At 64.9% G+C, this 12,314-nt stretch carries 6 protein-coding genes and 1 tRNA gene; 6 read left to right on the top strand and 1 reads right to left on the bottom strand.

What is annotated here, in order from left to right:
- Positions 1-12: 12 nt before the first annotated feature.
- A complete protein-coding gene (locus ACQP1P_RS01500) occupies positions 13-1,104 on the bottom strand; it encodes an ABC transporter ATP-binding protein (RefSeq protein WP_433082351.1) in 1,092 nt (363 codons plus the stop codon).
- 218 nt (positions 1,105-1,322) lie between these two features.
- On the opposite strand from ACQP1P_RS01500, the gene ACQP1P_RS01505 reads away from it, so the two are divergent.
- The 6 genes from ACQP1P_RS01505 to ACQP1P_RS01530 all read left to right on the top strand — a co-directional run bounded on the left by ACQP1P_RS01505 (position 1,323) and on the right by ACQP1P_RS01530 (position 12,310).
- Positions 1,323-1,395, top strand: a tRNA-Thr gene (locus tag ACQP1P_RS01505).
- Between the two features lie 771 nt (positions 1,396-2,166).
- Positions 2,167-5,253, top strand: coding sequence for a protein DpdE (gene dpdE / locus ACQP1P_RS01510; protein ID WP_433082353.1), 3,087 nt, complete (start codon positions 2,167-2,169; stop codon positions 5,251-5,253).
- Complete coding sequence (gene dpdF / locus ACQP1P_RS01515) at positions 5,243-7,687, top strand: protein DpdF (protein WP_433082355.1); 2,445 nt, start codon at positions 5,243-5,245, stop codon at positions 7,685-7,687. Before dpdE ends, dpdF begins: the two co-directional genes overlap by 11 nt.
- A gap of 2 nt (positions 7,688-7,689) precedes the next feature.
- Complete coding sequence (dpdG, locus tag ACQP1P_RS01520) at positions 7,690-8,649, top strand: protein DpdG (protein WP_433082357.1); 960 nt, start codon at positions 7,690-7,692, stop codon at positions 8,647-8,649.
- Positions 8,646-11,555: an AAA family ATPase gene (locus ACQP1P_RS01525; protein WP_433082359.1), complete on the top strand. Its 2,910-nt coding sequence runs from the start codon at positions 8,646-8,648 to the stop codon at positions 11,553-11,555. The genes dpdG and ACQP1P_RS01525 overlap by 4 nt, the downstream gene beginning before the upstream one ends.
- Positions 11,552-12,310, top strand: a complete 759-nt coding sequence (locus tag ACQP1P_RS01530) for a hypothetical protein (protein WP_433082361.1) — start codon at positions 11,552-11,554, stop codon at positions 12,308-12,310. The genes ACQP1P_RS01525 and ACQP1P_RS01530 overlap by 4 nt, the downstream gene beginning before the upstream one ends.
- Positions 12,311-12,314 lie beyond the last annotated feature (4 nt).

Below are 12,314 nucleotides of genomic sequence, written 5' to 3' on the forward strand. Positions count from 1 at the left end.
TCAGCGGGATCCTCAGATCCGGCGGCCGGTCGCGGCGTTGAACGCGTGGTGGGTGTTCGCGTGCGGGCGGACGTACACGATCTCGGTCAGGCGCGGCGTGCGGCGCGGGTCGGCACGGACCACGAAGCGCTCGTCCTGGCCCTCGAGCGCGACGGTGCCGTGCACGTAGGCGTCCGAGCCGAGCTCCTCGACCAGGTCGACCGTGATCGGGATGCCACCGTCGTTCGGGCCGACCAGGTCCGTGTCCTCGGGCCGGAACCCGACGGTGACGCGGCCGTTGGAGCCGTCCTGCTGCGCCGCGGCGATCTGCTCGCGGGTCAGCGGGAGGATGACGTCGCCGAAGCGGCCGCCCTGCTCGGTGAGCGGAACGGTCTTGATGTTCATCGCCGGCGAGCCCATGAAGCCCGCGACGAAGACGTTGGCCGGCCGGTCGTACAGCGCGCGCGGCGAGTCGACCTGCTGCAGCACGCCGTCGAGCAGAACGGCCACGCGGTGACCCATGGTCATGGCCTCGACCTGGTCGTGCGTGACGTAGACGGTGGTGATGCCGAGCTTGGCCTGCAGCGTGGCGATCTGCGAACGGGTCTGCACACGCAGCTTCGCGTCGAGGTTCGACAGCGGCTCGTCCATGAGGAAGACCTGCGGCTCACGCACGATGGCGCGGCCCATCGCGACACGCTGCCGCTGACCACCGGAGAGCGCCTTGGGCTTGCGGCCGAGGTAGTCCTCGAGCTGCAGCATCGCGGCCGCTTCCTTCACGCGCCGGTCGATCTCGTGCTTCGGCGTCTTGCGCAGCTTGAGCGCGAACGCCATGTTCTCGTACACCGTCATGTGCGGGTACAGCGCGTAGTTCTGGAACACCATCGCGATGTCGCGCGCCTTGGGCGGCAGGTGCGTGACGTTGCGGTCGTTGATGAGGATGTCACCGGCGTCGACGTCTTCGAGGCCGGCGAGCATGCGCAGCGACGTCGACTTGCCGCAGCCGGAGGGCCCGACGAGCACGAGGAACTCGCCGTCACCGATCTGGAGGTCGAGCTGGTCAACCGCGGGACGCGGGGTGCCCGGGTAGATCCGGGACGCCTTCGCGTAAGTGACCGTAGCCATGGGGGAGCCACCTTCCACCGGCAGGAACGTGCCGGACGATCCGAGTAGAAGTTCACCGAGCCGGGCGACGGTGCCAGACTACGGAGTGGGGTTCACCTTAAGCGCTTACGGACCGTATGCCAAGGTCATGGTCCGGGTTTGCCCGGGTTCGTCGGCTTCTGGCGCGAGGTATCTGCCGCGCGGGGGAGCATTGAGACCAAGTACGATCGTGGGTCTAGGCCGACGTGGCGCAACTGGCAGCGCACCCGACTTGTAATCGGAAGGTTGGGGGTTCAAGTCCCCCCGTCGGCTCTCTTGATCAAGCTATTGAGCTGCCGTTTCTCGGGTGGATCGCGATCGTGGGCGGCTCGCGGCATCGAGGGTTGTGCTCATTCCGTGCTCGGACGGACTAGCAATGCGCTACACGTCGCGCCTCTTGCCGGGCTGGCCTGATCGTTCGGGTCGGATCGTCGACTCGCACAGGGACGACTTCGTCTGCGTGCTCGGCGAACGTAACGACGACGGGTCGGTGTCTGGCGGATCCGCGCTGTCCAGCGTCGGGTCGACTGGCGGTTGCGAGCTGGTGGAGCGGCTGCGCACTGTGTGAGATCGCCGATCCGCACCACGGGATGCGGTCGCCGAGTCACGGCATATCGCAAGCTTGGAACCTGTCCCAGTTTCATATAGACCGCGTGTCTGGCTCGATAGAACCGGCTCACCACTCCGTGGTAAGGAGAAAGGTCGGTGAACCGATCGACTCGATCGTCCGGGTGGAAGGTCGCCACACACTGTGAGCATGTGACCCTGAGTGCTTGTCGTCCGGCGCCGCATCGGGGAACGAACGGCTGTCGGACGACAAATAGACCGATCGGCTGACACGGTTGGCGGTTCAGGTCGGTACGCATGATCGGTTGACCCGTCCTAGGGTGAGTCCGTGGGCATTGTGAGTGAGGCACACGACGTCATCGAGCACAGGATGCTTTGGCCAGATCCGGGTCTGATCAAGGCGCCTGGTCGGCGGGGCACGTCGCCGATGGCGGACAGCCCTGCGCGGCGCGAGTCTGGTCGGGTGACTAGGAACTGATGGTGGTTCACTTCGTCCGTCATCCCGCCTATGGCATTGGCCGGGTCGCCTCCGGTGAGAACGTCGTCCGGTTCTTCGACATGCCAGGATGCGAAGAAATCGCGCTTCCCGTCCTCGGTGAGGTCCGGACCATCGAGTTGGAACGTCGTCAACGTGTATGGATTCAAGACGTCGACGGGTGGCTGACGGGCTATGTGGATAGTCTCAATAGCGCTGGCGATGCGTACCTGGTTGACCTTCCGCAGCGCCAAGCGGCCTATGTTCCTGCTGACCGGCTGCAGGTGCGCTGGTCGGTGCCGCTGGCAGACCCCGGCGGGCTCCTGAAGGCGGGCACGACGGACGCCAAAGGCTTTCATGACGCCCGCAGCGGATTCGTGCGAGACGTGTTGCGGCAACGCGCAGTCGCACAGGGATTGGCTGGAGTCTGGTCGTCAGCAGTCGAACTCCACGCCCATCAGGTGGGAGCAGCACGTCGAGTACTGGCCGATCCGGTTAAGCGGTACCTGCTCGCGGATGAGGTTGGGCTTGGGAAGACTGTTGAAGCCGGGATGATCCTTCGCCAGCTTCTGATAGACGATCATGGCGGGGTGTTGGTCCTGGTTCCAGACGGCTTGGTCAGTCAGTGGCGCGACGAGTTGAACTCGAAGTTCCGTGTTGGCCAGTTCCCGGGTCGGGTGACGGTGGCGGCGCACTCCTCGATTGCCGGAGTGTCGGTCGATTCGAGGCTTCTGGTTGTCGTCGATGAGGCACACCGGCTGACCTCGGCCGATGCTGACCAGAACGACTATTCGGCGCTCTGCGCTATCAGTCGATCGACGAAATGCCTGCTACTGCTTTCAGCGACACCCGTCCGATCAAATGAGGACGGCTTTCTTCGCATGTTGCACCTCCTCGACCCCACCACGTATCGCCTCGACGACATCGACGCCTTTCGCCGGCGGGTGGAAATTCGAGATGATCTGGCTGAGGCGCTCATCGCGATGGGCGACGACACGCCAGTTCGCTTCTTGCGGGATCCGGCACGCAAACTGCGCGAGTTGCTGCCTGACGAGGTTTGGTTGACCACCGACCTGGACCGCCTCGAGGCGGCCATCGACATTCGAGACGCCGATGCAGCTCGGGCGCTCGCAGACGCCATCCGCGCGCGGCTAGGCGAAACTCACCGGATCCATCGCCGCCTCATCCGGACCCGGCGCAGCGCCTCATTGGCGAAGCTGTTCCCCGTCCGCGGTCGAACGGCCGGCAAGAAGTGGCTACTGGCGGATCCCGATACCCGGCGAAGCGCCGTCGCGGAACTCCTAGCTGATCTCTTGGTGGAACTGCCGAGCATGGACCTCGCAGACCCTCCAGCAGCGGCCAGAATCTTCATTGACCGGGCCTCCGCACCAGTCACCGCGCTGGCCGACCTCGCCACAGCTCTCCGCACGGAAGCAGGCCATGATCTTGATGAGGCCGAGGTCGTAGCCCTCGAAGGCCTGCTGGGCACCGCTACAGGGCGCGCTGTGGCCGCGCGTATCGATGACGTGCTCCGCAATAGCACGGATGCTGACCGGCTGGACGCCATGGTCGCTTGGGCTTGGCCCCATGTCGGTGCCCACCGTGTGGCAGTAGCCAGCTCGTTCCCGCATACCGCCATCGCCGCTGCCAACCGGCTTGAACAGCAGTTCGGCGCGGCTCGTGTCGTGAGACTTCTCTCGACGATGTCCGCGAGTGAACGGGCGGAAGCGGGCCGGCAATTCCTGGAGGATTCGTCCCGATCCATCATCGTGATCGATCGAGGTAGCGAGGAAGGTGTCAACCTTCAGGTCGTCGAGGAAGTCCTGCACCTCGATCTGCCGATGGCCACCGCGCGACTTGAGCAGCGACTCGGCCGCTTCGACCGGTGGACTCGCCGTGGCCAACTCGTCACGCTTCCGGTGAGATCCACCGTGTTCCGCGAGGTTGAGGATCACATCGACGCGCAACTCGGCGCATGGCGGCAAGTTCTCGACGACGCCATAGACATCTTTGGTCAGTCCAGCGCGACACTGCAGTACGTACTGCCAGCGCTCGAACAAGAGTTCATTGATCTCGCTCTTGATGTCGGCCTACCGACGGCCGCGGCGCGACTGGTTGGCCGGCGCGACGACCTTGATACCCAACGACGTCGTATCGAGGGACAGGACCTCCTCGATACGATCGAGGAGCAGGCGGACGATCAGGAATGGGCAGCCTCGATGCGATCGGCCGACGGTGCCGCACGTATCCTTGGCCGATTCCGCGACTATGTGGTCAAGACCCTCGGCTTCACCGAGAGCGTTGGTCTGCACGGCACCCGATACGGGATCAGCACAAGGCACCCACCGCGCCTGACAGAGTCGCAGGTGGCTGGCATTGGCACGGACAATCTACGCGGCCAGTACACCGACCGGCGGCTGGCGTCGGTCAATGAGATTGGCTTGCTGCGTTGGGGTGAACCGATCGTCGACAGGTTCACCGATCTCACACGGACCGACGAGCGAGGCCGAGCGTTTGCGCTCGAGGTCCTGCAGCCACGCAGCGAACCCGGCTCTCTGGCCGTATTCTTCCTGGTCACCGCCATCGTCGGCCCCGACATGGGTCGTCTCGATGAGCTCGAGGATCTCTACCCGGGAGCCGGGATCGCTGCCAAGAGTCAGGTCGGACGCCACTTCGCCCCACTTCTCGAGACGGTGTGGTGGCACCCGACCCGAGGGGAACCCGACGACCGACTTTGCGAATGGCTGACCAACGCGAGCGGGCATAACCTCGGCGCCGACCCACAGCGTTTTCGGCACCTCGCCGCCCGAGTTGACCTTGCAAAACAGGTTGATGCAGCCGCAGAAGCCGCGCTCAGGGCAGTCGCGGACCGGCCATGGGTTCTCACTGCTACCTCGGCCGCCATCACCAAATATGAATCCGCGCGACACCGCGAGAGCGCGACGCTATCAACACGTCCTCGCAGTGAGACCGACATGCAGTTGGACCAAGCCGTTCACGAAGCGGTCGCGCACGCGATTCGCACACCAAGCATGACCATCGACGCGTGCGGCGTGGTCTTCATCACCGGACCAGACAATGAACGCTAGCCCCATCGACCTTGACGACCTGCGGAGTCAGGACCGTCGGCTTGACCGACGCCTCAACGCCGGCCGGCCCAGGCCAGCCGAGATCGCGAACCTGATTCGGTCGGGTCTGATGGCCATCGGCTGCACATCGCTACGCGCGCATGGCTCGCCGATTGCTGACTGGGACGCTGGCACCTGGGAACGGTCTGGCCTTTTCCGGCACGAGGACACGGTGTCGGTGCGTCCGTGGCAACCTACCTGGCTGGACCGGCACGGCGCTCCCGCGCCCGACCAAGCGGCAGGTGAACGCGTCACACGCAGGCGTGACCTGCCCGTACCCGCCGACGCGTTCTATACCAAGGCGTCCGGTCACACCTTCGCCAAGACACTCAGCCAACGCGACGCCATTCGCGCCGCAGCCGTAGCCGGCCCGGGTGACGTCATCACCTGCGTGCTGCCTACCGGCTCTGGAAAGACCGACGTTGTCCTCTCCCGAGCGATCAACCGTCGTCCCCGTCAGGCAATCGTCATCGTGCCGACAGTGTCGCTGGCGATCGATCTGGAACGCCGGGTACGCGACATGGTGAAAACCAATGATCGTTTCGCCTACTTCGGGGACGCCGACGGAGACAGTAAGGAGCACATCCGAACCGGCGTTGCCAACGGAAGTCAGTGGCTGACGATCGCCGCACCCGAAGCCGCCTGCTTTGGCCTTGCCAGGCCGCTGCAGGAGGCGGCAAACCGAGGCACCCTCGACATGATCGTCATCGACGAGGCACATCTTATCGCGGAGTGGGGCGACACTTTTCGGCCGGCATTTCAGGCATTCGCCGGTCTACGGCAACGCCTACTCGACGCTGCGCCACCCGGCCGCGCGGCCACGACCATCCTGCTCACCGGAACCCTCGACAGCTACGGGTTGGCGACGCTCGATCGCCTGTTTCCCGGAGCCGGCCAGTTGCTGGTATCTGGGCAAGCAACTCGGCCAGAGCCGGAGTGGTGGACCGCTCGATGTGAGTCCGAGCAACTGAAGCGCGACCATCTGATCGAGGCGCTGGCACACCTACCCCGACCAGCACTGATCTACACCAGCTTCCACAGTTCGACCCGGTCGACGACCACGAAAACGGTCATGGGATGGCTGCGGGACGCCGGACTTCATGCCATCGCCGAGATCGCCGACAATCCGTCGCGACTGCGTCGTGAAGCCGCAGTGTCGGGACTGCGGTTGGCCGGCGCACAGGCCGATGATCTCGATGTTGTCGTCGCGACATCAGCATTCGGGCTGGGCATCGACATCCCGGACATACGGACGGTCATCCACGCCTGTGTGCCTGATTCAATCGACCGTCTGTATCAGGAGGTTGGCCGGGCCGGCAGAGACGGCCGGGCCGCCGCCTCTCTGGTCCTGTGGACGACGACCGACATGCGGGCTGCCACCAGTTTCGCCGGCGACCGGCTGCTCGGGGCCCACCTGGCGTGGGTTCGATGGCAGAGTATGCGGCAGGGGCAGCGCTCAACCGACGACCGTGTGACGCTCGACCTACACGCTGACCACCCTGGCGTCACCTATCCGGCCAGCAGAGGAAACATCTACTGGAACGTGCAAACTCTCTCGGCGATGGAACGCGCGGGAATGATCCGTCGCCACTGGCCGATCCCGGAAGCAGCACCGGCGGAGAGCAGCGACTTAGACCTCGAGGCGTTCTTCGAACAACAGAACGACGTGGCGAGCATCGAGGTGATCCATGCCGACCTCAACGACGAGACGGCATTCAAACAGCGAGTCACGGCCAGCCAGAAGCAAGCGCGCGACGCCTCGACCGATGCGTTCGCCGCCGCCACGGAACTGATCGCGGGACTCGACGAATGCACTAACCAGTACCTGGCAAAGCACTACCTCCTGCGCGACAAGGCGGGAAATCAGTACCCGGTCGCTGTCGCATGCGGCGGCTGCCCCCACTGCCGACGAGTCGGCGCCCGACCCCATTCGGCACCGTTCCACCGACCGCTGCTTGCCGGAGCCATCTCCGTGGAGCCCTTCGACGAATTGAAGGCGCTGGCTGTGGGTGGGCGGCTCGGCGTTCGCCTCGACGAGGCAGATCCTGCGGCCCTGCGCACACTGATCAACCGGCTGCTGCAGCGAGGCGTCGTGGTCGTTTGTGGCAACCAGCAAGAACCGTGGCGAACGCGCTCGTCGGAACCCTGGTGGCAGGAAGATGTCGCCGCATTAAACGATCGGCGCACCGCACCATGGAGCTTGCCGACCGTGTTGCTCGCCCTTGATGACGTCGGCGACGACGACCTGGCCCGAGCGTTGACAGCGTTGGACCGCCAGACCCTCGGGGTCGTGGTCACCCCGGCGACGAGGCCGGACCCACGCAACTCGAAGCTTCTGCTCCACGAGGCGTGGACGCCGGCCTATGAGATCAACGACCTACTCAGGAGGATATGACGATGGCGTTGGTCACGTCTCCGGACATTCTGCCGGAAGCCATGCGCTTCCTGGTTCGCACGGTACTAAGGCAACCCGACCGACGATGCGACCGAGCGGACCTGCTGGCCCTGGTGGCGCCCGAGGGACTCGCGGATGTGATGAAGCGGCCCGACCGGGACGCGACGTCAGAGTCCAGCGGCGAGAACGCTGCTGCGAGCGGTAACAAGATCGCGAGAGACTCGTTGGCCGCCGCACAGACGCTCGGGCTGCTCGCCCCTGACGGTCCATGGATCGCGCCCACCGACACCACCCTGACCCGATGGGCAGACGCGGTGCAAGTATCGGCCCCCTCGTTCAGCCGGGCGCTACGCCACCAACTGTGGTCGACTGCGGTTAATACCGACGCTGCACCGCACGATGACCGTGTTGCTGATCTAGTCGATGGTCTGGCGGTACTGTTCGCGGCCCCTGAACCACTTCGGGTTTTCGAGTTCGAAACAGGAAATGGCCGACGATTCAACAAGGCCCAGACTGTTTGGTTCGGCCCCGACAAGGCCAATTGGCCGGTCACCAACCTCACGCAGTTCAGGCCGTTCGTCCGATGGGCCGGATATCTTGGCTACGCCCAACTCGTGGACACCTACGCGGTGATCGCGGACGCGAGTGCCGCGATCATCGATGACCTGGAGGCGCTGCCCGCCGACCGATACCGCCTCACCGAATTCATCGAACATTGTGCAACCGTCCTGCCCATCCTCGACGAGGGCCCACGCAGCCTGTGGAAGCCCGACGATCGCCGCGAGGTTTCGCCCGGCCTCGCCGTCACGCTGACCCAACTGGAAGCCTCTGGCCACCTCACCATTGAGCCGCCGGAAAGCGACCGGGAGAGCATGACGATCGCGCTGGCCCCAACCGTGCCCGCACGACGTGTCTCCCATGTCAAGTGGCACCCCCGCTCGACGACGAAGGATCACCGGTGACCACAACCTCCATCCCTGTATGCTGGTCGCGCGCAGAAATCCAGAACGCGGCTCAGATTGATGCTGGATCCCTGGCCTTCGACGACCCGGTCGCTGACGCCCTGTTCCAGGCGGTACACCAGGCGGTCCCTCTCGCGCGCCACGCAGCAGACCGGAGCTTGGCGCCAGTCACCGAAAGCGACGTCCTCGACGACATCTGCCAGCCGATCCACTCGAACGAGCCTCTGATTCGGTTCATCACGGGCCGCACCGGCACCGGCAAGAGCCACCTCGTGCGATGGCTTCGCACGTCAGTGCCGGACAACGAGAACTGGCACCTGATCTACATCGAGAAGCGCAACACATCACTGCGCCGGATTATCGAACAGATCCTCACCGGCATCGACACCGCCGGCGCTCGCACGCTGCGCTCCAGCCTCGCGCAGGCCGCCACCCGGACGGCCACGCTCCCGGCTGCGATGCTTGCCCTTATCCACCAACTCATCGAACACGTCAGATTCGACGATGCGCCCGTGGTCGCGGACTTGGACGGCCCTGATTTGGCCGACGCGCGTGACTTCGTCGCGCGCCTGTTGGCCGATCACACCTTCCAACAGCAGATTTCCCGTACCGGCGGCCCTATGGAACGGATCGCACGCCTGGCCATTCAGGGTCTGGACTCCGGCGACGATGTCGACGTCAATCCCGCTGATCTGCGGTTCCGTGCGCAGGACCTGGACATAGACATCCACGCCTTCGGCGACGTCGGTCAGGAGGTATTCGCCAAGGTCCGGCAGGTGGTGGCCAATGCCGACCGTCGAACTGAGGTTTCCGCCATTATCGACCACTACCTTCCGGCGGCGATCGGCGCGGTTGTCACTGGCGGCGGGACCGACCTGCTGACCGTATTCGAGGGCGTCCGTGCCGAACTCGCCGGGCGCGGCAAGGAATTGTTCCTATTCATCGAAGACTTGGTGCTCCTTCACGGCATCGACGGCCAGTTGGCCCAGGCCCTGACCGTGCCGGCCCGTCCCGACCTGTGCCGCATTCGCGCCGTGATTGCCGTGACTACAGGTTATCTTGGTGATCGCTACAGCACCTTCGCCGACCGTGGCAGCCACTACACGATGGATGTGGACCGCAAGAAGATCGATCCCGACGATCTGCGTACCTTTGTGGGTAAGTACCTCAATGCCGGTAGAGTGGGCCGTGCGGAGTTGACACGGGCGGCTCGGGCCGGCGAGCAAAAAACTCCCAACAAGTGCCCGGACTGCGAATTCGTCGACCAATGCCATCCAACCTTCGGTGCTACCCGCGAAGGCCACGGCCTGTTCCCCTTCAACCGGCCCGCGGTCGACCGACTCATCGCACTCGCCAGTCCCGACGGCTTCGATCCGCGGCGCATCCTGCGCCAAGTGGTGCGGGCGCCACTGGAGGTAGCAGAAGCCGAACTGGACACACCCGGCGCCTTCCCGTCCGCCCGATTCGCAGAGCTACTGGCTCCGAAGCGCGACAACATCCCACTTGAGGCACGGGACGAAATCATGAAGCTATCCGCTAACGGCGAGGCGGAACTGAGCCTGCGAGCCTTCTATGCTGCTCGTCCTCCGACGGTGGATGAAGAACTCGAGGACATCGCAGCGGTGTTCGGTGTTAGATTGACCGAACTCAGCGGCGTTCACGCCGCACCTGACGAGATCGTCGAACGCCGCGAGCCCGCTGCCGCATCGTCGGTTGACGCCTGGGCACGCGGTGAGCAGTTGCCGAGCACCGACACAGTGAAGATCCGGCGTTGGATCATGAACGCGCTCACGGCCCGATTGATGAACCACGCCCACGGACTACACGTGAGCCCCCGCCAGCGGGCCGTCGAGGTGGCGGGCATCGAGATCGGCTGGAGACACATCGTCATCCAGAACGCGGCGGGTGGCGGTGAACCCGCCGCTGATCTCACCATCGAGTTCAAGCAGCGGGACTCTGACGCGGTGCTGCTGAAGGGTGTTCTCGCCGCCGGCGGCGGCGACCTGCTCGGACCGAACTCGGGCCGATGGTGGTTCGATCTCCAAGCCCGACTCGACGACTGGGAGAACCAGATCGTCCAACGGGCATCCCAGACGAACCCGGACGAGATTGTCACCGCACTCACCGTTCTCGGCGTGCTCAGCAGCATCGACGACCGCCCGAGGGACACACCAGCTCAGGCGCTCGCTGTGCTCATCAAGCCCAGCCGACCCGACGACCTCCCTCCCGCCATCCGCACCTTCCTCAACGCAACCGAGAAACAACGGGACGATGCGCTCGGCGTGGTGCGCGCCCGGCTTACCCGCCGCAAGGCCGGAGGAGCGCCCACCATCATCGATGCTGCGGCGGTTCTATCCGACCTGGTCACCGCTGCGCGCAACCGGGCGATCCCCGCGACCGGGCCCGGCGTAGACACCTTGGAGTGGCGCGCTGTGGCCAACCACCAACGGGAGGCGGCGCGATCCGCGTGGACGTCGATCGCCGGGCTACTCGGCGCGATCGCAGCTGTGATCGCACCAACGGAGAACATGCTGGAAACTGTTGAGGTGATGGACAGGTTCGTCGTACGAGCTGCCGGCGACGGCGTTCTCGGCTCGCCCGATGCTCGACAGCAGTACGACCGGCTCCGCGCCTTCATCACCGGCTCCAGCGTCGCCACCCACCGGAAACTGACGAAGATTCAGATGGCTACGCTCAGCCCCGCAGACCTGTGGCTGCTCAACCATGATCCGAGTCAGGGGCTCCGCGCCATGGCCGAATTTTGGGCCCTCTGTGACAGGCTGCTGAAGGCTGCGGAGATCCGCGCAAGTTCGGCGACCGAAACCCGAGAAGGTGGCGGCAGAACACGGCTGGTCGGAGCATTGCGCGCGCTGGCCGACCGGCTCGACGAAAAGTCCGAACGATGACCGAACAGCCAGCGGGCGGGGCCGGCACTCCGATGACCCTCGCGCAGCGTGCCGAATCAGGGCTCCTTGCGCTGGCCGAAGCCGCCAGTCAGCGGCGCTCCGCTGACGAGGAGCGAGCCGTCGAGGCGGCATGCGAACGGGCCGAGAAGTTCACGAACGCGCTTGCCGAGATCGCCCGGCTTGCCGAGGAGCTCAGGGTTCGAGGCCTGACAGTTGTTCTGCCAGCTTTCGCGCGCGGCAAACATCCTGCCAACCTGCGCCGGACCGCCACGCAGATCTTGAACGGGGAGGCAAGCGATGACCTCGCGAACCGACTCAAAGGCCCCGCCGTCCAGGATGCTCTCAAGGCCGCCGAGAGTCTCGTAAAGTCCCGTGAGAACGTACTCAGAAGCGCTGCCGAAGCCGAGCGCAGTCGACTCGATGCAGATGGGCAGAAGCCGATCCCCAGCCTTCCAGGTCGGGAGAGCCTGCAAAGGCAAGCTAAGAACGCCCGGGCGGCGCTGGCTAAACGCGGGCCGGAGGCGGTCGCAGACCTGCCAGCTGCTGTCGACCGATGGCGGCGCGCAGCCGAGGACCTTAAGGTGGCCATCGCCGAAACCGAGCAAGCAGTGACGGATCTGCCGCTCGACATCAGGGTGTTCATTGAGGCGGCCGCCTCGGAGAGCGGCGCCGACTGGACGTTGCTGACTCCGGTGGTGCGGGCGTGGCTGGATACGGATGGCAACGGGGATGGGTACTGGGTGCGCAAGTGGTAGACAT

This window comes from Dactylosporangium sp. CA-052675, assembly GCF_050947935.1.
Classification (GTDB): Bacteria; Actinomycetota; Actinomycetes; order Mycobacteriales; family Micromonosporaceae; genus Dactylosporangium.